The organism is Mannheimia massilioguelmaensis, from assembly GCF_000940515.1.
Lineage (GTDB): Bacteria > Pseudomonadota > Gammaproteobacteria > Enterobacterales > Pasteurellaceae > Basfia > Basfia bettyae.
The window spans coordinates 79,291-106,184 of the sequence record NZ_CDQL01000006.1; the positions used below are offsets into that span (position 1 = coordinate 79,291).

The 26,894-nt window shown below is 33.5% G+C and carries 20 protein-coding genes; 8 read left to right on the forward strand and 12 right to left on the reverse strand.

Going from position 1 to position 26,894, the window contains the following annotated elements:
• Window positions 1–146: 146 nt before the first annotated feature.
• The 6 genes from BN1226_RS05155 to proQ all read right to left on the reverse strand — a co-directional run bounded on the left by BN1226_RS05155 (window position 147) and on the right by proQ (window position 6,837).
• Window positions 147–812 (reverse strand): ComEA family DNA-binding protein, encoded by a 666-nt coding sequence (locus BN1226_RS05155; protein ID WP_044470295.1) that lies wholly within the window; start codon window positions 810–812, stop codon window positions 147–149.
• A 161-nt stretch (window positions 813–973) separates the two neighbouring features.
• Window positions 974–1,603: an MBL fold metallo-hydrolase gene (locus tag BN1226_RS05160; protein ID WP_044470296.1), complete on the reverse strand. Its 630-nt coding sequence runs from the start codon at window positions 1,601–1,603 to the stop codon at window positions 974–976.
• A gap of 109 nt (window positions 1,604–1,712) precedes the next feature.
• Window positions 1,713–2,273, reverse strand: coding sequence for a peptidoglycan L,D-endopeptidase MepK (mepK, locus tag BN1226_RS05165; RefSeq protein ID WP_044470297.1), 561 nt, complete (start codon window positions 2,271–2,273; stop codon window positions 1,713–1,715).
• A gap of 117 nt (window positions 2,274–2,390) precedes the next feature.
• Entirely contained in the window at window positions 2,391–3,854 is a 1,464-nt protein-coding gene (locus BN1226_RS05170; RefSeq protein ID WP_044470298.1) for a L,D-transpeptidase family protein, read from the reverse strand.
• A gap of 84 nt (window positions 3,855–3,938) precedes the next feature.
• Window positions 3,939–6,080 (reverse strand): carboxy terminal-processing peptidase, encoded by a 2,142-nt coding sequence (gene prc, locus BN1226_RS05175; RefSeq protein WP_044470299.1) that lies wholly within the window; start codon window positions 6,078–6,080, stop codon window positions 3,939–3,941.
• Between the two features lie 94 nt (window positions 6,081–6,174).
• Entirely contained in the window at window positions 6,175–6,837 is a 663-nt protein-coding gene (gene proQ / locus BN1226_RS05180) for an RNA chaperone ProQ (RefSeq protein WP_044470300.1), read from the reverse strand.
• Between the two features lie 275 nt (window positions 6,838–7,112).
• Here proQ and BN1226_RS05185 point away from each other — a divergent pair, with 275 nt between their 5' ends.
• The gene (locus BN1226_RS05185; protein WP_044470301.1) at window positions 7,113–8,165 is read left to right on the forward strand and encodes an ABC transporter substrate-binding protein; all 1,053 of its coding nucleotides are present in this window, start codon (window positions 7,113–7,115) and stop codon (window positions 8,163–8,165) included.
• Window positions 8,155–8,886, forward strand: a complete 732-nt coding sequence (locus BN1226_RS05190) for a substrate-binding domain-containing protein (protein WP_044470302.1) — start codon at window positions 8,155–8,157, stop codon at window positions 8,884–8,886. Before BN1226_RS05185 ends, BN1226_RS05190 begins: the two co-directional genes overlap by 11 nt.
• A 14-nt stretch (window positions 8,887–8,900) precedes the next feature.
• Here the strand turns inward: BN1226_RS05190 and BN1226_RS05195 are convergent, their stop codons facing one another.
• Complete coding sequence (locus BN1226_RS05195; RefSeq protein ID WP_044470303.1) at window positions 8,901–9,200, reverse strand: DUF3144 domain-containing protein; 300 nt, start codon at window positions 9,198–9,200, stop codon at window positions 8,901–8,903.
• A 145-nt stretch (window positions 9,201–9,345) separates the two neighbouring features.
• Here BN1226_RS05195 and BN1226_RS05200 point away from each other — a divergent pair, with 145 nt between their 5' ends.
• Window positions 9,346–10,605 carry a paraquat-inducible protein A gene (locus BN1226_RS05200; protein ID WP_044470304.1) on the forward strand — a complete coding sequence of 420 codons (1,260 nt, stop codon included), beginning with the start codon at window positions 9,346–9,348 and terminating at the stop codon, window positions 10,603–10,605.
• Entirely contained in the window at window positions 10,580–13,267 is a 2,688-nt protein-coding gene (locus tag BN1226_RS05205; protein ID WP_044470305.1) for a PqiB family protein, read from the forward strand. The genes BN1226_RS05200 and BN1226_RS05205 overlap by 26 nt, the downstream gene beginning before the upstream one ends.
• Window positions 13,268–13,332: 65 nt before the next feature.
• On the opposite strand, the gene pepT is transcribed toward BN1226_RS05205, so the two are convergent.
• On the reverse strand, window positions 13,333–14,559 hold the full coding sequence (pepT, locus tag BN1226_RS05210) for a peptidase T (RefSeq protein ID WP_044470306.1): 1,227 nt from the start codon (window positions 14,557–14,559) through the stop codon (window positions 13,333–13,335).
• 463 nt (window positions 14,560–15,022) lie between these two features.
• On the opposite strand from pepT, the gene potA reads away from it, so the two are divergent.
• From potA to BN1226_RS05230, 4 genes are all read left to right on the forward strand, one after another.
• Window positions 15,023–16,144 (forward strand): spermidine/putrescine ABC transporter ATP-binding protein PotA, encoded by a 1,122-nt coding sequence (potA, locus tag BN1226_RS05215; protein ID WP_005760966.1) that lies wholly within the window; start codon window positions 15,023–15,025, stop codon window positions 16,142–16,144.
• Window positions 16,125–16,985, forward strand: coding sequence for a spermidine/putrescine ABC transporter permease PotB (gene potB, locus BN1226_RS05220; protein WP_040596421.1), 861 nt, complete (start codon window positions 16,125–16,127; stop codon window positions 16,983–16,985). Before potA ends, potB begins: the two co-directional genes overlap by 20 nt.
• Complete coding sequence (gene potC, locus BN1226_RS05225) at window positions 16,985–17,755, forward strand: spermidine/putrescine ABC transporter permease PotC (RefSeq protein WP_044470307.1); 771 nt, start codon at window positions 16,985–16,987, stop codon at window positions 17,753–17,755. Before potB ends, potC begins: the two co-directional genes overlap by 1 nt.
• 153 nt (window positions 17,756–17,908) lie before the next feature.
• Window positions 17,909–19,000 carry an extracellular solute-binding protein gene (locus BN1226_RS05230; RefSeq protein WP_044470308.1) on the forward strand — a complete coding sequence of 364 codons (1,092 nt, stop codon included), beginning with the start codon at window positions 17,909–17,911 and terminating at the stop codon, window positions 18,998–19,000.
• A 123-nt stretch (window positions 19,001–19,123) separates the two neighbouring features.
• Here the strand turns inward: BN1226_RS05230 and BN1226_RS05235 are convergent, their stop codons facing one another.
• From BN1226_RS05235 to BN1226_RS05250, 4 genes are read right to left on the reverse strand one after another with little or no spacing between them, the layout of a single operon-like run.
• Window positions 19,124–20,950 carry a capsular polysaccharide synthesis protein gene (locus BN1226_RS05235; protein ID WP_044470309.1) on the reverse strand — a complete coding sequence of 609 codons (1,827 nt, stop codon included), beginning with the start codon at window positions 20,948–20,950 and terminating at the stop codon, window positions 19,124–19,126.
• A 12-nt stretch (window positions 20,951–20,962) separates the two neighbouring features.
• Window positions 20,963–22,042, reverse strand: coding sequence for a capsular polysaccharide synthesis protein (locus BN1226_RS05240; protein ID WP_044470310.1), 1,080 nt, complete (start codon window positions 22,040–22,042; stop codon window positions 20,963–20,965).
• A 41-nt stretch (window positions 22,043–22,083) separates the two neighbouring features.
• A complete protein-coding gene (locus BN1226_RS05245) occupies window positions 22,084–25,740 on the reverse strand; it encodes a CDP-glycerol glycerophosphotransferase family protein (protein WP_044470311.1) in 3,657 nt (1,218 codons plus the stop codon).
• 17 nt (window positions 25,741–25,757) lie between these two features.
• The gene (locus tag BN1226_RS05250; protein ID WP_044470312.1) at window positions 25,758–26,891 is read right to left on the reverse strand and encodes a CDP-glycerol glycerophosphotransferase; all 1,134 of its coding nucleotides are present in this window, start codon (window positions 26,889–26,891) and stop codon (window positions 25,758–25,760) included.
• Window positions 26,892–26,894 lie beyond the last annotated feature (3 nt).

Consider the following 26,894-nt stretch of genomic DNA (forward strand, 5'->3'; position numbering starts at 1 on the left):
TGATAAGGCCTTACTTTTCAATTCATTAAAAAGTAAAAATACTTTTACATAATATCCCTATCTCATCCCATTCTAAATCTAGCAAAATTTATAAAAAAAAGCCCGCACTTTGCGAGCTTTAATGAATTAATTATTCATAATAGAAATTAGAAACTGAGATAAGGGGCGATTTTTTCTACCGTTACCTCGCCAATCCCATTAATGTTAGATAATTCGGAGGCATTTTTAATTTTACCTACTTTTTTACGATAATCGATAATGGCTTGAGCTTTTACTTCACCAATACCTGTTAAGCTTTGTAAAGTTTCAGCATCTGCTGTATTGATATTAATTTTAGCAGATGGGCTTACTTTAGTGCTTGAGGTGAGTTTTTCTTTCTGATTACTCACTTTTTCTACGCCTGAATGTTTATGTTCAGTCGCATTATCTTTCATGTTTTTCATTTTCTCTGCCGCAGATTCTTTCATAGAATTTGCTTTTTCTTTAATTCCAGATACTTTTTCTGCATTAGCCTCTTTCATAGAGCCTGCTTTCTCTTTTACAGTAGATGCTTTATCTGTAACAGAATTTTTAGCTAAATTCGCTTTTTCTTTTGCCGAATTCACTTTATCCATTGTGGAATCTGCAGTAGATGATTTTGATGAAGCTAATTTATCTGCTGCTGATTTCTTTACAGAGACGACTTGTTCTTTTGTCGTTTTAGCGACATCTTTAGCATCAGAAAATACATTGCTTGATGACTCTGCTGCTAATACTGAAGTTGATAAGGCTAAACCTAAACTTAATGCTAAAATTGATTTAAGAGCTTTCATTGAAGATCCTTGATAATAATAATTAACTATCTCGAAATTATTCGAGAACCAAGCTAAATTGCTTAACTATAAGACTATATTAGTTATCTTAAGTTCCAATCATTGATCAAAATAATAATAAAGAAAAAGGCAACTATTATGTCGCCTTCAAATTAACTTATTTATTTCAAAAATGGATTACTTTTTCTTTCTGCACCAATGGTAGTATAAGGACCATGACCTGCAATAATAATCCAATCATCTCCCAGTGGTAATAACTTTTCTTTAATAGAAGACATCAAATCTTCATGACTACCGCCAGGAAAATCAGTTCTACCAATACTATTACGAAACAGTACATCACCAGTAAACGCAACTGTATTACTATGTTCTAGAAAACCAATATGACCTGGTGTATGTCCTGGTAAATGAATAACCTCTAGCTGTAAACTACCCACTTCAATGATTTCATGTTCTTGATTTAACCATCTATCAGGTAAAAAAGATTCTGAACCAAACAGCCCAAATTGTTCTGATTGAGTCAGTAAGCTTTCAAACCAAAATACATCATCTTCATGAGGACCAATAATATCCACATTAAAATGCTTCTTCAGAGATAATGCAGCTCCCACATGATCTAAATGCCCATGAGTCAGAAGAATTTTTTGCAGTTTTAAGCCATCATCTTCAATTTTTTTAATTAATTTTTGTGCTTCACCGCCTGGATCAATGATAGCCGCATTCTTATCATCATCCCAAATTAATGAACAGTTTTGTTGGAAAGAGGTAACAGGAATAATATCAATATTCATATATGTGTTGCTCAAGGAATTAAAATTTATTTCTCTATTGTAATTAACTCAATTCAATTAATAAATGGATGAAGATAAAAATGGTGCCTTATAGCACCATTTTTTTGGATTAACTTCCAGACCAAGTTCTTACTGGTCCCGTATCAATATGAACAAAATTACTGACAGGGTAATAACCAACCCCACCATTATTAAGACTTTGAGCAGCAGTTTTTACTTTAGCCAAGGAAACGCCATCAATACGGAAATCAATAGCTTGCCCTTTAACATGATAACTATTACTCGCCACACCACGACTACGACGATGCATTTTAGCATTAGTTGATGGACAACGATAACCACAAATAATTTGAATTTCGGTATTCCGTAATCCTAAATTACTTTGGATATCATAAAGTTTTGAAAATAACTGGGGATCCATCGGATGAACTTGAGAGGTATATTTATCACGTAAAAACCAATTTAACTTATGCAATGCAGATGAAGAAAGTTCTCTTCCTAGACCCACTTCAGAATTAAAAACCTCTCCAGTATTAATATTTCTAAGACGCAAAAGCCGTGGAGCTGGCGTAGAAGAAATCGCTAACACTGAATTTGGTAACATTGTTGCCCCTATAACAACGCCACCTAAAGATAGCCATTTACGGCGACTATGATTAACATTGCTCATCTTAAATTTCTCTTTGATTTATTATTTAACAAAATTTCGACCAAAGTCTCGTTTATAAGTTCATAAAAGGGTAAAAATAATCGCACTTTTTAAATATGAAAAAGTGCGATTAAAATATTAATGAAGATATTTTTTCAACGTATTCCAATTCACATAACTTGGTTGTCGAATAGAATCATAGCCATAAATATCAGGTAATAAATTTATTTTTCCATTCTCAACCCAACTAGTTACATAATACAAATAAACAGGGTTATCCGATCGAATTGTTGCTGACGTTGTTTTCTTACTATCTAATACACTTTGTTTTTTCTCTTCTGACCAGCCCGCTTCTTTTAGCAAAATACTTGCTAATTGGTTGGATTTATCAACACGAACACAACCAGAACTTAAGGCACGATCTTTCTTATCAAAAATACTATGATTTGGCGTATCGTGTAAATAAATAGCATCACTACTTGGCATATTAAACTTAAAACGCCCTAGAGCACTATTATCACCAGCATCTTGACGAATATGATAAGGGAATTTACTGCCAATGCTTGCCCAATTAATATTGCTTGGATTTACCTTATTACCATTACTATCAATAATGCTATAGCCATGACTTTCTAAATAGCCTGGATTACGTTTAATTTTAGGCACAATATCTTCATTGATTAAACGTATCGGTGCATTCCATGGTGGATTCACTACTACGTTACTTAATTTACTATACATTACCGGTGTGCGACGTTCATTTTTTCCCACCACCACACGAGAGTTGAGAATTAATTTACCGTCACGGTAATAATTAAGTTGATAGCTTGGAATATTAACAAAAATACCATTATTAAAATTAGGAATAATACGCAACCGTTGTGCATTAATTGCTAATTTATAAAGATTTTCTGTGCCTAATGAAGCTTTGTTTGTAGAAACTAATGACGCAAGTTTATCTATAGTTTGACGATATAGCGAATTATCTGTGTTTAATCCATGCAAATAATTTAAATTTTGATTATTTTTAACCGCACTTAGCCATATCATAATTTGTTCTTCATTGGGTTGGCTTGGCTTATAAGCATTAACTGAATAGAGCCAGCTTTGTGCAGAATGAGAAACATTCTGAGCATAGTACATATAATCTAAAAAAGCATCCGTCAATAAAACATCATAAGCAAGCTTATCTGCTGGATCTGTCAAACTGATTGTATCCAAGGAACGTGCTGAGCGAGAAGAAATTCCACTTGCCACCATTAGCGCATATTCCTTTAAGAAATATTGCTCAGCAGTCTTATCAGTCCATAGCAATTCGTATTCATTATCTGCGTAAATCTTTGCTACCGCTGACTTAAATTGAATTTCACGGGGGCCCAATAACTCTGTTAATTTAGCCTCAGCTTGTTGCTGTTTTTCAGCTGCAATACGTGCTTCTTCTGCTTTTTTTTGTTGCTCAATTTGTTTATTTGCTAAATCCACATCAATACTATCTTTATCAGAGATATTCGGATGGATATAGTCATTAATTGCACAACTTGAACATAAACCTGAAATTAAAATTGCTAACTGAGCTAATTTCAACGTAGATTTTCTATACATTAGAGTTCCTTTAAATGATCTTTATATGATCAATAACAATACTCATAGGAATCATAGCCAACATTCCTATTAATCGGGTAGAAATTATTTATTGTCTGAAGGTTTATCATCCGTTGATTTATGTGCTGCGTTTTCCTTTTCAGCTTTTACATCCGTTGTTGTTTTTTCAGGATTATCTTGCCCCTCAGATTTAGGTGTCTCTGTCGCATTTTCAGCTTCAAATTTCACTAAATCTACAGCCATTTTTTCCGCTTCTTTTAAGAAAAAATCAGGTGCTTCATAATCTTTAGGTAAATCATTAATATCTTTTAATGATTTTTTACCCTCGCGAGCAAAACGTTCATTTAATGCCTTTAAGCGTCGTGCATCATCTTTATCATTTTCTGCTTTGCGTTTATCGTAATTCAACGATAAGAACTTGCGTTCTCTTCGCTCATCACGAACTTTTAAATCCTCAGCTAATGCGATAAACTCAGGATCTTTTGCTATACGTTGTTCATGTTTAGCTTTTAATAACGCAACAGCATTGCGGGCATTAGCAACTTGAGAATAGGTTGCAGAAGGAATTTTATCCCAAGGTAATGCATTATCCTCTTTCTCTTCACCATTTTCTTTTGCATCAATAATCGCAGGAAAATCAATATCTGCTGCAACGCCTTTTAATTGTGTACTACCACCATTAATACGATAGAATTTTTGGATAGTATATTGAATAAAGCCTAGAGGTTCTTGATCAAGATCATAAACAAAGTTTAATGAACGACTTTGTTGTACAGTACCTTTACCAAAAGTATTTTGTCCAATAATGATACCACGGTTATAGTCTTGCATAGCGGCAGAGAAAATTTCTGATGCTGAAGCACTATAACGATTTATCATCACTAATAATGGACCTGAATAGACTTGAGCATTATCAGGATCTTCGTGTACACGAATACGGTTATAAGCATCACGTACTTGTACTACTGGACCATCTTTAATAAACAGGCCACTTAATTCAACAGCTTCAGTTAATGCACCACCACCATTTTCACGTAAATCAATAATCAATGAAGTCGCCTTTTTAGCATTCATTTGAGCTAACAATTTACGTACATCCGCAGTTAAACCAATATAGAAAGTAGGAATTTTAATAACGGCAACATTCTCTCCATTCACTTTTTCTACTGTTAATTTAGCTGCGCTATCTTCAATACGAACCTTATCACGTACTAAGGTAATAATTTTTGTTTTTCCGCCCTTAGCAGGTTCAATTTCTAAACGGACTGTTGAACCTTTTTTACCTTTGATCTTATCAACCACATCTTCTAAACGCCAGCCAACAACATCTTCAATTTCACCTTTAGCTTGACCAACACCAATAATCTTATCACCTGCTTTAATTTTTTTACTGCGATCAGCTGGCGCACCTGCGACTAAGGATTTAATCACAGTAATATCATCTTCTTGTTGTAAAGTGGCACCAATACCTTCTAATGAAAGATTCATACTTTCATTAAAACTTTTCGCCGTACGAGGTGCTAAATAACTTGTATGAGGGTCAATTTCACGAGCAAATGCGTTTAAGAATAATTGAGTAATATCATCAGGCTTAGTCTGTGTTAAACGACGAATCGCTAAATTGTAACGTTTCGTTAATGTTTTCTTAATTTCAGGCCATTTTTTATCTTTTAGTTTTAAATCAATGATATCATTTTTGACACGTTGTTCCCAAAGCTTATTAGCATCTTCAGTGGTCACAGGCCAAGCTGCTTTTTTACGATCAATCTCAATTTGATCGTCACCTGTTAAGTTAGGTTCTTTATCTAGTAAAGAAAGGGCATATTCATAACGTTCATAACGACGTTTTGTCATTAATTGATACATACTAAATGCCACATCTAACTTACCTTCATTGAATTCATCATCCAATAGATTCACATACTTAGTACGCATATCATCGATATCAGATTGAATAAATAAATTATGACTATAATCTAAAAAATCTAAATAGCGCGCAAAGATCTTCTGTGAAAATGCATCATCCAACTGAAATTTTCGATAATGTGATTGCGTGAGCCTTGTGGTTGCTCTCTTAGTTGCCAAACTATTTTCTTCTGTCGGGGTTGGTATCACAATATCTGTTGCTTTTAATGTTGGACGTACAGCTAACGCATTCCCACTGATGCCAATTAATGAACCAACAATCAAAGCTGCTAGATAAGTTTTAGATTTATTCAACTTCATTTAGACTTTCCTAATAAAAGAAAAACATCTCGTGAGTAAAACTCAGGATGTATTTATGGCGTCGCATTAAATATCCGACGCTAATTGAGATCAATTATGCAAATAAACGATCTGCAGTAACCGTTAAAACTAGACCATTATCTAATTCTACACGAGCACTCTCTTTTACAATTTCAAGGATCACCGCTGATTTAGCAGAATCCCCGACTTTCACTTTTACTTGTTTACCTTTTTGTAAACTTGCCACATCAAGCGCTTTCAATTCCACTTTAGGTTGACGCTCGGTAGTTTTTGATTTTGTCGATTTACGAGCCATTTTATCTGCTTTATCTGCAGGTTTACGCATTGGGCGTTTTTTAGTTGGTTTAGGACTCGCAGCTTTTTCTGCCGCACGTTTCTCTGCAAATTTAGCTTTTGCTTCAGATAATTGTTGTTGTGCGTGATCCACATGTTCTTGTTCTAATGCGCCTGTTGGATTTCCTTGTAAATCGACACGTTCCACCCCCAAACGGCAACCATGTAAATAGCGCCAATTTGACGTATATTGACGTAATGCATGACGAAGTTGTGTTTTACTTACTCGTTCATCATCTTTTAATGCTTCGGCTAAATCTTGGAAAAGACCAACTTTAAGTGGTTTCGCTTCCCCTTCAACTGAAAAACATAGCGGAAATTTTTCGGCTAAATACGCAATGATATCTTTGTTATTTGTTAATTTTTGCGATTCAGATTGAAGGTTTGTTTGAATTTCTGTCATGGTTTAGTATCCTGAACAACACTTAGTGTATGTTTATTATGAAAAAATAATCTTACGCATTTTATCTTACTTTCTAAAAGAATGACAATTAATAATCACAGTTAGCATACAATTTTTTCAAAATTTTATTAAATTAACCCGCACTTTTTCTGTATTCCAACATATGACTTTCACTCCATATCTGTTTGCTCATAAACCATAAATAAAAATTTCTTTTAGCAAAATATATTCAAGTATATAATGAAATTTCATCTTCCTAACGCAAAGGATTCACTATGTTTAAACCTTCACTCATTTTAGGTTTGCTCGCTTGTTTAGTAAGCAATGTAACTCTTGCAAACCGCACTGTTACCGACCAATTAAATCGCCAAGTCATCATCCCTGACCATATTGAAAGAGCCGCCATCTTACAACATCAAACTTTAAATATTGCGGTTCAGCTAGATGCCACTAAGCAAATTGTTGGTATTTTAGATAAATGGGATAGTGCTTTAGGCAAAGGATTTGCGAGATTAGCACCAGAATTGACAAAACTCGCAACACCTGGAGATCTAAAAACCGTCAATATAGAAAGCTTATTAAGCTTAAAACCTGATGTGGTCTTTGTAACTAATTATTTTCCACAAGATAATATAGAGAAAATCACCTCTGTTGGTATTCCAGTTATTGCAATCTCACTACGCAAAGATAATACTCAAGAAGCTTCTAAACTTAATCCAACGTTGTCAAATGAAGACGATGCTTATAATGAAGGGTTAAAAGAAGGAATTCGCCTTATTGCAAATGTCTTTGAAAAACAAAACAATGGGGAGGCATTAATTAACACCGCATTTAGCCATCGCCAATTGCTCAATGAACGTTTAAAGCAATTAAAAGCTGAACAACGAGTAAAAACCTATATAGCAAATCCTAATTTAGAAACCTATGGCTCTGGAAAATATACAGGGCTGATGATGCAACATGCAGGAGCCTACAATGTCGCCGCAGAGACTCTCAAAGGTTTTCAAAAAGTTTCTATGGAAACTGTTTTAAATTGGAATCCTGATGTGATTTTTGTACAAGCTCGTTATCCAGAAGTCGTCTCAGAAATTACTCAAGCCGCAGAGTGGAAAACTATTTCTGCTGTTAAAAATGGCAAAGTCTATTTAATGCCAGAATATGCTAAAGCTTGGGGTTATCCAATGCCAGAGGCTATTGCTTTAGGTGAGTTATGGGTAGCAAAGAAGCTTTATCCTGAAGCCTTTGCAGATCTTGATTTAGATAAAATGGTGCAAGATTATTATCAAAAATTCTACCGCACAAATTATCAAGGTGCCAATGCAAAATAATCAGATCACCATATTGAGTGCAGGCAGTTTTCGTCCTGCACTACTTGAATTAATCAAGCACTGGAATATGTCTACAATTAAACTCAGAACCATATTTGGTCCTGCTGGGTTATTACGTGAAAACATTGAACAAGGTGAAGATTGTGATCTTTTTATTAGTGCAGATACCAAACAAATAGAACAGTTAAAAGCACAAAATAAAATTTTACGTTCACAAATTATTGCTCAAAATCAGCTATGTCTCACCTTGCTTAATAAAGCTGAATATAGAGAATGTTCTGCCTTAGATTTATTACTCAATCCTAATCTACGAGTAGGCACCTCAACTCCAATTTGCGATCCTAGTGGTGATTATAGTTGGCAATTATTTGAAAAAATTGAACAGCTCTACCCAACTCATGGAAATCGTTTAAAAAACCATGCATATCAGTTAGTAGGGGGAAGAAATAGCGTGAAAATTCCACAAGATGAATTAGCGAGCTGTTATTTATTACAACATTATCCAATTGATATGTTTATTGGCTATGCACATTACCGTAAACAATTAAAACAGAATAGTGCATTTATAATTAAATCATTGCCACCTGAGTTTTCTATTATGGCAAACTATAGCTGTGGTTTGATAAATCAAAATGCCGTGACATTTTATGATTATCTTGCTTCATCACAAGCACAAGCGATCATTCAATCTCAAGGCTTTATGATTCAAACAGAAGAGTAACCATATCTTCTATGTTAATTCTTATTTTTCACATACTTATCAAAATTTTCAATATATTCTTCTAAATTTGCGGTAAGCATATTTTTATATTCTTCCACAAAATAGCTAATTATATCTTCTTTAGAATCAATAAGTTGCCCTTTATATTCTGCTTTCATAGTAGCAATAAAAGCATTAAATCTTGCACAACCAAACATCATTGAAGCACTCACACGATCTTTATCTGTGGTTTCTAATAACTCATTGGCCACATTAATAAAATTATTTGCTCTTGTATAAAATTGTTCATCAATATTTTTTGCTTGATTACTCATAAAAGTCCTTAAATAGCATAAATAAGGCTCACATTAGAGCGTAAAATTTTTATAAAATCAACCGCACTTTTTCCCAACTATCCCAAATAGCTTCACAAATAATCATCAAATAGCTAAAATGAAGCTTTTTCTAAGTGGAATCTTTATGACAGCATTTGCTCAACCAAGCCAAAATGAAAAGATCGTACGTTGCAGAGATTGCAATGCGTTAGTGTCTATGTCTGATTTGGATAAATATCAAAATGCAGAATGTCCTCGCTGTCATAACCAGTTAGGCACCACTGATCGTTGGAGTTTACGTCGTTGCTCAATTATTGCTATTTCAATTCTAATCCTGATGCCTTTTGCACTCACCTACCCTCTATTAAGTGTTGATTTATTGGGAACAAAAGTCGATGCTTCGATTTGGGGAGGCGTATGGAAAATGGCCATTGAAGGCTACCCTTACACCGCTTTTTTAGTCTTTATTTGCGCGGTATTTATGCCCATAGCTTTCGCCTTACTCGTTATTACGCTACAAGTGGCTAAACTCGCTCATAAAAAGCCACGAATTTTATTATTAGTCTTAGGTTACATTAAACCTTGGGTCATGTTTGATGTGTATTTAATCGCTTTGGGAGTAACTGCATTTAAAGTTCGTGACTATGCGAGTATTGAAATTAATATTTATCTTATTGGCTTTTTGCTCACCTCATTAATGACCACATTATTATTTGTTAAAATCAATGTGAAGGCGCTATGGCATGAGTTTTATCCATCTCTCCCCCCCCTAACAAAAATTTCTGATAAAAATCCACCGCACTTATGTGGTAGCTGTGAATATACTTTTGAGCATTATATGATAGACAGAAAAAACCATCCTATATGCCCACGCTGTCACAGCCCTATGGATATACCTGAACATCTTAATTTGCAAAAAACTTGGGCAACGTTGATTGCAGGTATTATCATGCTATTTCCAGCTAATATTTTGCCAATTTCTTATACCTCAATGAATAATGTGGCTACAGGTGATACGCTAATGTCTGGCGTGATTAGCTTCCTTGGAATGGGTAGTTATTTTGTCGCCTTTGTGGTCTTTTTTGCCAGTATTTTTGTGCCAATAAGTAAAGTATTTATTATGATCTACTTATTGTTATGTGTGCATTACCAATGGAAACATTCAATAAAATGGCAAATGCGATTATTTCATATTGTTCACTTCGTTGGTCGTTGGTCAATGTTAGACTTATTTGTGTTATCCTTAATGATGTCATTGGTAACTCGAGGACAAATTATTAATTTCTCAGTAGGACCTGCTGCCTTCTATTTTGGCTCAGCAGTGTTTCTAACCATGCTTTCAACAACGTTTTTTGATAGCCGTTTACTTTGGAATATTTATGACAAACAACATGCAAAACCATGATTCTCAAGCAGAACAACCATTAAAAGATGAAATTCAGGTAGCTAATATTAAACAAGATAAACGAATTTCACCTTTCTGGTTACTTCCAATCATAGCCCTATGTATTGGGGCATTACTGTTCTTTCAAATTATCAAAGAACAGGGAGAAACCATTCATATTACTTTTAACACTGGCGATGGATTAGTGGCAAATAAAACTCAAATTCGCTATCAAGGTTTACAAATTGGTGTTGTCAAAAAAGTCAATTTCACGGATAACCTAAAACAAGTGGAAGTCGAGGCCAATATTTATCCTGAAGCTAAAACGGTGTTACGTCAAAATACCAAATTCTGGCTTGTACAGCCGAGTGCATCATTGGCGGGAATCTCTGGTTTAGATACGCTGATTTCAGGTAACTATATTACACTTCAGCCTGGTGATGGGGATTATCAAGATGAATTTATTGCAGAAGAAAATGGACCAATCGCTCAAGTTGATGATGGCGATTTATTAATTCACCTATTAGCTGACGACTTGGGCTCTATTTCAGAAGGCGCTTCAGTTTATTATAAAAAAATGCCTGTAGGTAAAATTTACGACTATCATTTTACGCAAGATCAATCACAAGTAGAAATTCAAGTTATCATTGATAAAGCCTATGCCAACCTTGTGAAAAAGGATTCTCGCTTTTGGAATATCAGTGGGATTAATGCCCAAGTAAGCCCTTCTGGTATTAATGTCAAAATGGATAGTTTAAATGCGGTTGTACAGGGGGCTATTGCCTTTGATTCACCACCAGAAAGTGCCAAAGCTGAACAAAAACAATATTATAAGCTCTACGCTAACTTACAATCGGCACAACGAGGTATTGAAATTGCCATTAATGTTCCTAATCAACCTGGTTTAAAAGCAGGTAAAACAGAAGTATTGTATAAAGGCTTACAAGTAGGGATACTTTCCGAGCTAAACACGGAAGGTATTAATGATTCTTTGGTAAAAGGCAAATTATTAGTTGATCCTAATATTAGCAATGAATTAAAAAGCCAAACGAATATCATATTACGTACACCTAAGGTTAATTTAGGTGCATTAGAAAAATTACCTGACATGATACGTGGCGAATATTTTGAAATTCTCCCGGGTTCAGGCGAACCTAAACGTGATTTTGTAGTTTACACAGAAAACGAATTTCTATTACAACAACCCAATGCTTTAATTTTAACCCTAACAGCACCTGAAACCTATGGTATTACTGAAGGGCAACAAGTGTATTACAATAATATTGCTATAGGTCAAATTGCCAAACAACATATTGATGTCCAAGGAGTAGAATATCAGGTTGCAATTAAGCCTGAATATCGCCATTTAGTCTATGCTGATAGCCAATTTGTTGCGGCTTCTAATTTAGATGTTTCAATTGGTTTAGATGGCATACGATTTGAAGCAGCAAATCCTGATAAATGGCTACAAGGTGGGGTTCGTTTAATTAGTCATAAAAACCAAGGTGAGCCATTAAAATCTTATCCTATTTATAAAGATCTTAGTTATGCTGAAGCAGGTATCCGTAGTGGAGATTTATCTCCAAGCATCACCTTAAATGCACAAAATTTACCAAATATTAGTAAAGGTTCACTAGTACTTTATCGTCAATTTGAAGTGGGTAAGGTGCTAGAAGTTCGCCCTGTGAAAAATAGCTTTGATATTGATATTGCGATCTATCCTAAATATCGCCATTTACTCACAGATAAAAGCCGTTTTTGGGTAGAAAGTGCAGCTCAAGTAGATATCACAGCGAAAGGCATCAGTATTCAAGCAAGCCCATTAGGACGCTCTCTCAAAGGTGCAATTAGTTTTGATAACAGTGGTAATGGAAATAATAAAACACTTTATGTTAATGAACTAAAAGCAAAATCTGCTGGCCAAGTCATTACCTTAACCACAGATAATGCAACTAACTTAACTCAAGGCATGTCATTACGTTATCTTGGTTTAGAAGTGGGTGAAATTGAAAGTATTAGTCTAGATAAAAATAATCAAAAAGTGGTTGCTAAAGCATTAATGAATCCAAATTATATGGGCATTGTAGCAAAAGAAGGCTCACAATTTAGAATTATTTCACCGCAGATTTCAGCAGGTGGTATTGAAAATTTAGATAGTTTATTACGTCCTTACATTGATATTGATGCTGGGAAAGGGAGTCCTAAGACGAGTTTTGTACTCAAAGATAGTAATAGTTCACAAACCAACAAATATAATAATGGTTTCCCTATAATAGTAGAAGCTTCTGATGCAGCTAATTTGACCCTAGGTTCACCAGTATATTATCGTGGTGTTGAAGTGGGTAAGATTAGTTATATGGATTTAAATGATCTAGGCGATCGTGTATTAATTCATTTATTAATTTCACCTAAATATCAACATTTGGTACGTAAAAATTCTGAATTTTGGGTGTCCTCTGGTTACAGTGCAGAGGTAGGCTGGTCTGGTATGCAAATTACCACAGGATCAGTACAGCAATTGCTCAAAGGCGGAATTTCATTCTCAACACCTTCGGGCACGATTGTTCAACCACAAGCACCTGCAAACCAACGTTTCTTATTGCAAGTGAAAAAACCGACAGAGGCTAAAGTTTGGAATTCAGGAGTATTGCCCCCACAAAGCCAATTACCTGTAACTAATTAAAATTTCAAATAAAAATACCGCACTTTGTACAAAAAGTGCGGTATTTTTTTACAAAATTTTACTAACTACTTAGCAGCTAATTGTGCCATTTTTACAATAACTTCCACCGCACTTTCCATACCTTCTAAGGTAATTAATTCATGCTTACTATGGAAATTATAACCACCAGTAAAAATATTTGGACAAGCTAACCCTTTTTCTGCCAGCCAAGCACCATCTGTACCACCACGAATCGCTTGATGAATAGGTGTCAATCCGATATCTTTCATCGCTTGATCTGCCAATTCAATGGCTTGAGGTACCTTTTTAACCACATCATACATATTGTAATAACTATCAGTAATCACAACGTGCAGTGGATTTTTTAAACCTTTTTTTCGATTAAAATCAACCACTAATTTTTTTACGAATTGCTTACGCAGTTCAAAGTTAGCACGATCAAAATCACGAATAATATAATGTAATTCGACTTTTTCAATATCTCCATGGAATGAATTTAAATGGAAAAATCCTTGTTTATCCTCGGTTTTCTCAGGGACTTCATCCACAGGAAACCCTTGTTGAAATTCACAAGCCAATGTTAAAGCATTAATCATTTTATCTTTAGCATATCCCGGGTGGATAGCTCGACCTGGGACAGTGACTGTAACGCTAGCCGCATTAAAATTTTCATACTCTAATTCACCCACTTCTCCGCCATCGATGGTATAAGCCCAATCACAAGGAAATTTATCCATAGGGAAGAATTTCATACCTAAACCAATTTCTTCATCTGGTGTAAAGGCAACACGTAAATGACAACGAGGTTGATCACTGACTTTTAAAACAGAAAGTGCGGTCATTATTTCAGAAATTCCTGCTTTATTGTCTGCGCCTAAAAGGGTTTTTCCATCAGTAACAATCAAGGTTTTCCCGACTAACTTCTGTAAAAAAGGAAAGGTTACAGGGCTAATAAACTCATCACCCAATCCTAATGCAATATCTCCACCACGATAATTTTCGATCACTTCGGGATTTACATTTTTACCACTACATTGTGGTGAGGTATCAAGATGAGAAATTAAACCAATAGTGGGCGCATCAGCTACGGTCCCAGGTAAATAGGCAGTGACAATGCCATGCTTAGAAATTTCTATATTTTCTAACCCTAGACTATACAACTCTTGTTCTAAAACTTTTGCCAATTTCATTTGCCCAGTTGTACTTGGAGAAGTTTTCGCCCCAATTTTAGATTGGGTATCAAAAGAAACGTAATTTAAAAAACGTTCTAACAGTTGTTCAGTGTATTGCATAATAATTCTTCTAAATAAAATGAATAATGATTGGAAAACTTTCTTATTTCTTCAATGTAACTAACAAATAAGAAAGTAGAAAAAATAAAACATCAATAAGTCTATATAATTTTTTTAAGCTTTTTTTGACATATAACAAAAATTTGATTGTTATTCATCAGAAATAAGCCATTTTTTGATAAAAAACAAATTTTAGCCAGCATTTACCCTACAAATATTACCCACAACTTGTTCAATCACTGGTTAAATCAAAAAATGATAGGAATTGATATATCCTAGACAATAGAAAATTTCTAAAATTCACACAAAAATCATGATTTTTTACATAAAAAACTTTAATTTATCTGCTATTAGCTTTATCATTAGGCTTCATTTTATCTTAGGTGTCTGCATTCAGTTGCAGATGTGTTCTTTCTACTCAAAACTAAAGCCGTTTTAGTTCATTAAGGGAAAACCAAAGCTAGTGGAAAATACTGTTCAAAGCAAACCTATCATTGAACTCCGTTCGCTAAAAAAATCCTATGGCGATAATACAATTATCGATAATTTCAATTTAACCATTAACAATGGTGAATTTTTAACTATTTTAGGCCCTTCAGGCTGCGGTAAAACAACAGTTTTACGTTTAATTGCAGGTTTTGAAGAAGCCAATGGTGGCCAAATTATTCTTGATGGTGAGGATGTTACTAATGTGCCTGCGGAACAACGTCCAGTTAATACGGTATTCCAAAGCTATGCTCTGTTTCCTCACATGACAATTTTTGAAAATGTTGCTTTTGGCTTGCGTATGCAAAAAGTGCCTAATGAGGAAATTAAGCCTCGTGTATTAGAAGCATTACGCATGGTGCAATTAGAAGAGATGGCAGATCGTAAACCGACTCAATTATCAGGCGGTCAACAACAACGTATTGCGATTGCCCGTGCAGTAGTAAATAAACCAAAAGTACTATTATTAGACGAATCTCTCTCTGCATTAGATTACAAATTACGTAAGCAAATGCAGAATGAATTAAAAGCATTACAACGTAAATTAGGTATTACCTTCATTTTTGTTACTCACGATCAGGAAGAAGCATTAACCATGTCTGATCGCATTATTGTGTTAAGAAAAGGGAATATCGAACAAGATGGTTCTCCTCGTGAAATTTATGAAGAACCGAGCAACTTGTTCGTAGCTAAATTTATCGGTGAAATTAATATCTTTGATGCTGAAGTATTAGATCGTGTGGATGAACTCCGTGTACGTGCCAATGTGCAAGGTCGGGTATGCTATCTATATACTGATTTACCAGTAAAAGAAGGTCAAAAACTGAAAGTGCTACTACGCCCAGAAGATATTCTATTGGAAGAACTTGACGATAATGAGCATTCAAGTGCAATCATCGGTCATATCCGTGAACGTAACTACAAGGGTATGACATTAGAGTCAACTGTTGAGCTAGAATATAATGGTCAACTCGTGCTAGTTAGTGAATTCTTTAATGAAGATGATCCTAATATTGATCACTCATTAAATCAACGTGTTGCGGTAACTTGGATTGAAAAATGGGAAGTGGTATTGAACGATGAAAATAACAACGCGTAAATTTCAAAATTCAACCGTTGCTGTTATCTTCGCTTGGCTAATTTTCTTTATTTTAGTACCAAACCTTTTGGTATTAATTGTGAGTTTCCTAAGTAAAGACAGCAGTAATTTTTATGCCTTGCCTTTTACATTTGAAAACTATACTCGCCTATTTGAGCCACTATATGGCACAGTAGTATGGAACTCATTGTACATGTCAGGTATTGCTACGGTTATTTGCTTAGCCATTGGTTATCCTTTTGCTTTTTTTATGGCAAAAATTAATCCTAAATACAGACCTATTTTACTCTTTCTTTTAGTATTACCATTTTGGACCAATTCTTTAATCCGTATTTATGGAATGAAAGTGTTCCTAGGTGTGAAAGGCATTCTTAATGAATTTTTATTGTCTCTTGGACTAATTAGTGAACCAATGCGAATTCTTAACACTGAAGTGGCGGTAATTATCGGGCTAGTGTATTTATTATTGCCTTTTATGATTCTTCCACTCTATTCTGCTATTGAGAAATTAGACTTACGTTTACTGGAAGCAGCAAAAGACTTAGGAGCAAATGGTTTCCAACGTTTTATTAAAATCATTATTCCTCTCACCATGCCTGGTATCGTCTCAGGTTGTTTATTAGTGCTACTTCCAGCCATGGGTATGTTCTATGTAGCTGATTTACTCGGTGGTGCAAAAGTATTATTAGTGGGTAACGTAATTAAGAGTGAATTCTTAATTTCACGTAACTGGCCATTTGGTTCCGCAATCAGTATTGGATTAACTATTTTAATGGCAATGTTAATTTTCGTTTACTATAAAGCCAACAAACTATTGAATAAGAAAGTGGAGTTAGAATAATGAGTCGTGTACTACGTAATATATTTATGTTAGTGGTGTACGCTTATTTGTACATCCCTATCATTATTTTAGTGGGTAATTCTTTCAATGCAGATCGTTACGGGCTCAGTTGGAAAGGCTTTAGCTTAGATTGGTATGAACGCTTAATGGGCAACGACACCTTAATTCAAGCGGCAATTCACTCTGTGACCATCGCCTTCTTTGCGGCAAGCTTTGCTACCATTATTGGTTCCATGACTGCAATTGCATTATATCGCTATCGTTTTCGTGGCAAACAAGCTGTTAGTGGCATGCTATTTATTACGATGATGTCCCCCGATATTGTGATGGCAGTTTCATTGCTAGCCTTATTTATGATCGTAGGTATATCACTAGGTTTTTGGTCATTATTATTGGCTCATATTACCTTCTGTTTACCTTATGTTGTTGTCAGCGTGTTCTCTCGCCTAAAAGGGTTTGACTTAAGAATGCTAGAAGCCGCTAGAGATTTAGGCGCAAGTGAATTTACTATTTTAGGTAAAATTATCCTACCACTTGCCTTGCCTGCAGTTATCTCAGGTTGGTTATTAAGCTTCACTATTTCTATGGATGATGTAGTCGTTTCTTCATTCGTAAGTGGTGTCAGCTATGAAATCTTACCATTGAAAATTTTCTCATTGGTTAAGACAGGTGTGACCCCAGAAGTAAATGCCTTAGCGACAATAATGATTGTTCTATCTTTAGCTTTAGTGATTTTAGGTCAACTTATTAACCGAAAAAATAAAAGCTAAATAAAAGCTTCACAAAATGCCTATTTATCAATAAAATACGCCCTGACCCCAAGCTAGGAATTAGCCCAAAGTCAGGCGTTTTTTTATGCCTTATATTATTCATAAATACAAGGCGGATACTCTTATTTATTTCTCAACAGGAGATGATCTTAAATGAAAAAATTAGCAGGTCTTTTCGCAGCTAGCTTAGTTGCTGTTGCACTTACAGGCTGTAATGATAAAGATAGCAAAACCACAGATAGCAAAGCACCTCAAGCAACCAAAGATAATGGTACAGTCTATCTTTACACATGGACTGAATATGTACCTGATGGTCTATTAGATGATTTCACTAAAGAAACTGGAATCAAAGTCATTGTTTCAAGCTTAGAATCAAATGAAACCATGTATGCCAAAATTAAAACTCAAGGCGCTGATGGTGGTTATGATGTAATTGCTCCTTCAAATTATTTTGTTTCCAAAATGGCACGAGAAGGAATGTTACAGGAATTAGATCACAGCAAACTTCCTGTTATCAAAGAATTAGATCCTGATTGGTTAAATAAACCTTATGATAAAGGCAACAAATACTCATTGCCTCAATTATTGGGTGCACCAGGCATCGCATTCAATATGCACACTTACAAAGGCGAAAACTTCACCTCTTGGGGCGACCTATGGAAACCAGAATTTGCCAATAAAGTACAATTACTTGATGATGCTCGTGAAGTATTCAATATTGCTTTATTAAAATTAGGTAAAAATCCAAATACCACTGATCCAGCAGAAATAAAAGCGGCTTATGAAGAGTTATTAAAATTACGTCCAAACGTACTTTCATTTAACTCTGACAACCCTGCGAATTCATTTATCTCAGGTGAAGTTGAAGTGGGTCAATTATGGAATGGTTCTGTACGTATTGCCAAAAAAGAACAACCAGGCACCATTGATATGGTATTCCCTAAAGAAGGGCCTGTGCTTTGGGTTGATACACTAGCAATTCCAAAAACCTCTAAAAATCCAGATGGTGCACATAAATTAATTAATTATATGCTAGGCGCAAAAGCAGCTGAAAAATTAACATTAGCGATTGGTTACCCAACGGCTAATCTTGAAGCTAAAAAAGTACTTCCAAAAGAAATTACTGAAGATCCTGCCATCTATCCAACAGCAGAAGTATTAAAATCAGCCAATTGGCAAGATGACGTAGGTGATGCAGTAGAAATCTATGAAAAATACTATCAAGAATTAAAAGCAGCTAAATAATAGCTTTAATCATCAGATAAGCAAAACGCTAAACCCCGGTTTAGCGTTTTTTTATACTTAGAAAAAACAAAAACTGCGGTAAAAATTTTTAAAATTTTCACCGCAGTTTATTTACTTAAGAAATTAGCCAATTTGAGATAGTAAAATCTTTTGCAAAATTGTTTTATAAAATGAATTAACTCGTAAGTGATTAACATTCGCTTTATAAGTTAATTTTTGAACAGCTGATTTATCCATAATAGATTTAAAAACATCTTCATTAAAATCATTTCTTAAGTATTTTAGCAAATCATGTGCATATTGTTGATAATTATCCTTATTAGACTTAAGAAAATCTTGATTCGCTTTTTTATCTAATTGTGTCAATAATTCAAAAAATGTATGAAATTGGTAATATTCAAATAATTCATTGTGCGTATCAAAATATGTTAAGAATGCTGCATACATCAACACAAAAATACGATTATTTATTTGATTAGTGGAAATAAACCAACTTGTCACACGATATTGATTTTCTGGTACTCTTAATAAATAGATATTCTTATTTTCTTCTATAGATAAGTTTTTTTCAATTTCTTTAGAAAAACGTTCAGTAGTTAATACTGTTGAATCTAACCAAATACCGCCAAACTTCATTAGTAAAGCCACTCTGATAAAATCAGAAAAGAAAGCTCTGTATTTTGTTCGAATTTCACGAATAGTATCAGGAATATCTATAAATAACTCTAAGTTATCTTGGCTGAGTACTACTAAACGTTCACCATATACATTTTTCATTTGCTGGACTAAAATCTGAACCATTTGAGGTGCTTCATGTAATCCTTGATCCCAAAATACAAAAATAGGCGATTTTGTAATATCAATAAACTCTGGGTCATATGAGTCTGCTATTTTTTGAATTTTGTTGAGGTTCTTTTCCAAGAAATTTAACTCTTCACGTCGATAAGTTAATCCTGGATTATAATTATCAAAAAAGAGCTCCCAATCAATATCTGCTTTTGATGTATCCAAAGATAAGGCTTGCTTATAATATATTTGCTCTTTATTCTGTTTTTTTAATCGTCTAGCAGTTTGAGCCTTTTGATACAAAATTTCGGCATTATTAATGAATAAATCTTTAGCTTCTAATATATCAAAATAATTCTGTAATTCATCCCATTTAGAATGGATGGCTAACTTTCTGATCACATGACTCACAAAGCTTTCATCTTGGCTAGTTAACTTATGAATTAAACTATCAAATTTTCTAATTGCAATATCAACTTGTTTAGTAGCCAAGGTCTTTAGAATAGAAATTTTTTCAGAAATAACCGCACTATTTGCATAACGATTTTCAATTAATTCAACTATTCTAAAATTTTTCTTCTCACATAAACGATCTATAGCAGGGTATAAATCTACTTCATTTAAACTTTCTCTAATTAAATAAGTGTCATTAATTTTCTCTAGTAATGGGTTATCCTTATCTAAGTCAAATGCATTCTCAGTGACTAAAATATTTTTGATAATAATGTATCCTGCTTCAGATTCGGATCCACAATGAATTCTAAACCAAGCAGAAGAAAAACTTTTTGGTATAGTAATAGTTAAAGAACGGTGCCAAATGCCAACTTCATTCGGGACGGCTATTGTTGATTTTATATCCCAAATAGTACCTTTATCAGCATCAACCCCATCAAAAGCAATTTTAGGAACATCATTTGGTAAAGATTTATTTAAACGTTTAGTAATTTCAAAATCGCAAGAAAAAGTATAAGTCCGCCCTGCAACTAATAGATTATTTTTTCTAAAAAAAGTAATATTGAGACTATTATCATTCTTTTTATTACTTAATTTAACTATATTTTTCTCTGGAAAAGAAATATCCACAGTATTTTCATTCAGATCTCCATAAGCAAATTTTCGAAAATCGCTCAAATTAGAAAAGCTACTAATTAAGTTTATAAACATACAAATTTCCTTTTATTTTCTTTTTAATAAATAGCTTAATGCACTTGATTGAACAATTTTTTCTGCATCATATTTATATGTTAATTTATGTACAAATGAGCTACTAATTAACTTATCAAATTCTTCTGGGCTTATCGTTCTATTATAAGCGCGCAACACACTCAAAGCATCTGACGGATGAATTTTAAGCATTTCATCCCAATCACACCGATAATCAGGATCAACCCAATAAAACATCTCAATAATATCATGAATCATAAAGTAATTAGTTAAGTAACATTTTAATTCCCACCATAAAGAAATAGCTTCGGACAACATAGACATAATATAATTACGAGGTTTACTATACATAAACCAAGTACCTGTTCTAGAGCCTGCATAAGTAAAGATAAACTGTTTTTGTTCACGTATTTTTTGAGTCGCCTCATAAAAATCTTGTGTCAACATATCCGTAGCATCAATCCAAAACCCACCCCACTTTTCTAATAATTTAGTACGTAAAATATCAGTAAAATGAGCTTGAGTGATCTCTGCCTTAATCTGTTCTTTGCGGAAATCTGTCCATTCCTTATAAGATTCACTATTTAAAATAATGAGATCAAATTTATCCGTAGATATATACTTTTTTAAACTCTCACGACATAATGAAACAATTGGCGGTAACTTGTCATCATTATCCCAGTATGTAAAGACTTTAATTTTATCTGATTGTGTTGGCTTTGCTTCTTGAAGTCGTTTATTAACACGTTTTTTTATTTCCTCAAGATTTTCTGATAAAAATATCGCCATTTCATGTCTTTCAGCAAATAAACTTTTATGTGTAGTAAAAGCTCGTTTAGCATCATAAGGAGCATTTAATAAATGTTGTACTACATAAGATTCAATTCTAGTAGCATAGGCAGAAAGACTATTTTTATTTAATTCCGAAGCTAAATCCAATAACTCACTGGCTAAAGCATCTTGCTTATCCTTAACAGCAACTTGAAGTTGAATAAGTCTAGCATACTGATCATTAAATAAATCACCAGCAGTTTTAGTAACATTCTCTGTTTTTGAAATAATAGTTTCAAATACGGATTCTTTAATTTCCATAGTTAGGGCTCTTTAAGTGTTAGGTTATTTATATATAAAAATCAGTGATTTAGTTTTTTACGGACTAATCTACTCATAAAACGTCCAATTGCATACTGCTCATTAAATAGAAATTTAAACTTAGTAATAAATGGGTTTTTAGCATCACTAAAGAAAGTATAAGGATCTCGAGCTAATTTTCTTAATTTTCGATTATGAACCTGTGTTTGTTTTTCGGCTCTATCCGTAGGGTTTTCACCTTTTGCCATTGCCACTTTATTAGATTTCTTAGTTTCTTTCTTTAATGCAACCTTATCCTGTTTAGCAACTGAAATAAGCTTATTTGGCGGTTTTGGCAAATATTCTTTATCTGTAATAGCTACCCAATCTTTATGTGCAGTGATATAGCCATATTCAGTGAGTAATCTTGGTACGCCACCTTTTAACCAATCAACGGCGATAATTTCAATCATATGAGATTGTTTTAGATAAATATCAGTACGTTTTGATGCTTCACTAAAATCAATATCCATATAAAAACTATTATTTTTTAGCGCCTCTATAGTGAACGGCAGCTGATCACTCACAACGTAATTCTCAAGTGGATTGACCGCATAAACTTTCTTCATAGCTTTTCCGTTAAACGCAGGCAAATTATAATTTCTTTGAATACGTTTATAGTAATCAATAACAGCTGTATCGCTCTTCGCTAAAGAAATTGGGATTGATAAGGTAATTTTATCTAATTCTTGTTTTGAAGATATCCCTTGTAGTTGCGCTAAAGTTAACTTAGGTGCATAAGCTTTTTCCATTCCAAAGCTGGAGATGTTATCTTTTAATTCACTAAAGACATTCGCAATAAATTGATCATCATTACGTGTCATTTGATATTGATAAGAATATTGCGCTAAAGCCTGATTAAAATAATCTTCATCTTGAGGCTCTAATGCAAGATAATCCTCTGTAAATTTTAGTAGCCCCTCAGAAATTAAATCACTCACGGTACTATCACGATGGTGAATAATCGGCTCAACTTTATTATCAATTTCAACATACCCCGGAATACTTTCATAAGGTGTTTGAGCAAAAATAGGCTCAAAGAATGAAAAGTTTTGCGGAGCTAGAATAAAATTATGACGTAAAGAAGTTCCCATATCATCAGTGAAACTACGTACATAATAAAATGGATTTTTTATTTCTTTGCCAAATGCATCATTTAATAAACGACCAAAAGTATCTTGTGTATATCCTCGTCCCCAAAATTCAACAAAAGCAAATTTTTCATTAGGATCAATTTCTTGTTGAATATATTTACGTACAATCTGGCGTTTTTCTTTAGCAATATCTAACACTTTTTGGCGATACTGCTGAGAATCTGATAGTACTTTTCGAATATTTTCTGCTACCGCACCACGCAAGTGCTTAGCATTTTTTAAACGTTCGAATTCAGGGAATAAGGCCAATAATTCTTCCTCACTTAAGTAACTTGCTTTAACTAAGTCATCAAAGCAATCCATTCCTACAAAGTTACCAAATTGCCAGAAAGTTTCATCATCAACTTTATCGATAAAGGAAGGTAAACGCCATGCTTTACGTGAACCATAAATATATTTTGTGGTTAATTTATAATCTCTAGTAGCAATGATCTTATCAGCAATTTGTTTTAAGAAATGACCATCTCGAGAAATAAAATAAAGCGTTTCATAACCACGTTGTAATGCGTCACGAATAGCCCAATTGATATAGGTAACTAATGCCGAACCAACATAAGCATAGTTATAATACTTTGTTTCTAACAATTGGTTATCCATTATGTTAATCAGTTCACTACGATAGCGTTGCATTTTAGTAGCTAAACAATATGCTGGATAACGATTATAATTATCCATGCTGTTTACTAATGAAGATTCAAATGGAATAAAATCATCCATATCATGCACAGCAGTTTGAATACCATATCGACGAGGAACCACACCATCTGCATGCTTATTATCGCCATAATGCGTCCAACGACTATATTGATAATCAAGATCAAAGAAAATATGTTGATATAATTTACCTGTAGATTTTTGATAACCGATACTACTTGAAAGATAGAGTGGGATTGTACTTAAACGAGGCTCTGCCCGTTCTAACATCGCTCTAATAACATTTTCAGGAAGATACATATCACTTGCCATTATCACATCATGACCAGCATCTTTCAGTGAAAATAAGAAATCGATTCGTTTTTTAATCGGCTCGACATGAGCAATTTCTGCTTCAATTTCTGTTTGTTTTAAGAAATCAGTTTGTTCATCCGTTAAGAGAAGATTTTTTTGCAATCTTGTATAAATATCATCTAAAGTAATTTCAATTTTATTTGATTTTCTTTCAAAGGTTGTTTTTCGCATCATGTCACGCACATCATGCTCAACTTTATTTCGAATTGAAACCCAATTTTCAATAAGCGAAATAGGGAATGCCAAATTAGAATTTTTAGCTTTATCCCGCACATAATCGAAAATACTTAATGGTTTTAGGGTTGAACGACGAATTAATGTATCAAAAATATCAAATGAATGTAATTCTTTGAGCTCACTTGTTTGGATAGAATGGTTATCTACAGCAGTAATTAATTTTTGCATAGCATCATCTTTTTCAACAAAACCAAAGAAATATTGATTTAAATATTCTTTACGTTCAGTTGAAATAGATTCAATTTGTTTATGATTCAAGAGTTCTAATAAACTTGGGAATGTTTCAATAATTGTTCCTTCAGTAAGCTCAAGATAATCACCAATCAGTTCCAAATCTTGTTGATAATGCGCTAAGTCAGGAATATAACGAATAAATTTTTCTACTCCTGAATCTAATAAATCATAGAAAATACTTGAATAATCAATAATGGCAACGTCAATATTATTAAATGCTTCATAAATATCGTAATCATCGTTCCAAAATAAAATATGTTGACTATGCTTATATTTTTGTTCCATTTCAATGAAATAATTATCATTTTTCATAAATGGATGTACTTTTACAATAAATAGATGGTTATTATTACGACAAACCTCTTCTATGCGGTTAAAATCGGGTAAAAGTGAATTCAAAACACCTTCAATCGCTCCTACTCGGTACGTCGGTGCAAATAAAATGATATTAGTATATTCTTGTTTTGGTTTAGGTAATAATGTATCTAATTCATAAGTATGAATTCCACCCGTTTTATAAACTTCATTTCGAGGATATTGGCCTCTAATAACTAACTCTTTACTAATTGCCATATCTTCTAAGAAATGATCTTCCATAGTTTGAGAGGTAGTTAAGAAAAGTACATTATTTTTATATAAGTCATAATTTCGAATATATTTACGTACAATACTATCAACAAGTACAGAATCCATACCCAATGCAAGTTCAATATGTTTTAAGCCTACGCCATGCCAAGTATTGAAAATTTTAATATTTTCATTCATTTCTATTGGGTAGCTTTCACGGAAATTTTCTGTCACATAAACATCAGCTTTGGCAAATAGTTCTTTACTTTTAGCACTATTCATAAAAGTCACTTTTTCTAAACCTGTGGCTTTCTTAATTGCTTTCATATCATTTTCTTTATCTGCAATCCACCAACACTCATGGGATTCTTCACAATTCTGAGTCATATATAAAAATAATGCTTTAGGATTTCCTTGCCAAGCATATGTACCAAATAACCAAACTTTCTTTAAATTCATTTTATCTCCTGATATTTTTATATGTATTCTGCATAATCATGTAAATTATTTAACAGATAATTAATTCTTTCTGAAATAGGTATATTTAAACAACTATTATCAATTAAATATTCTTTTAATTCGTTAAAATCAATTTCTGAAATACGATTAGGTAATTCACTTTGGGTAAATTCAATTGCATGAGTTTTATAATAATTAGCAACTTTTAGACCTAATAAATAACTTTTATGTATTTTAGAGCAAAATATGTAGTAATAAATTTGCTCATTTAAAAATTGGGTTTCTATAGCAGATATATCGCAAAAGCCAAGAACCGCATAATATTTATTTAATTCAGATTCAAACACTACTCCTTTTCTTTTCAATCTCCAAACAATATGAAATGGAATTGTGATATGTGGTTTAAAGAGAACTATCTTTAACCCTTCAGATAATAATAATTCCACGAGAGAAATTAAATATTGATTATATTCTCGACATCGATGTCCTGTATTTGGATGAGGTTTAATAAGCACAGTATTGACATCATATTGCTTGCTAAAATGCTTAATACAATTAGCGACCTCATTGGTATAAGATAAGCTTGAGTAATTTTCTAACTCAATTCCGCCTTCCCAAGTCGGAGCATAAAAAATTACTTTTTTTCCCTGCCCTACTGACGCTAAACCAGTTCGACCAATAAAAGTATCTCCCATTTTAACTAATCGACCAGAATTTACATCATAACAATTAAATATTTTATTAGTGAGAAAACGCTCAATCCCTGCTTGACCAGCAGTAATAATATGATCATAAATACGAATAATTGGTTTAACTGATGCTATTTTATTACTCTCACCATGAGTAATAAATATATGAGTAAGACGACGATTAGCAACAGCTCTGCAATTTGACTGAGCATTAAAGGGATAAAAAATAATTCCCCTCGTTAATGCATCTAAATCAGCAGCTTTAACAAAACGATAGCTTACCCCCCCTTGTTTAAAAACTTGCTCAATTGTTTTTGCAGACTTATGCTTATACTTTTTAATTAAAATAACGGTATTTTCTATAGGGAAAATACCATTATTAAAAAAAGTCACAATTTGTCTTGCGGCCCCCACAATTTTACTATCAAGATAAATAAAATACGGAATATTATTAGTTGTCATAAG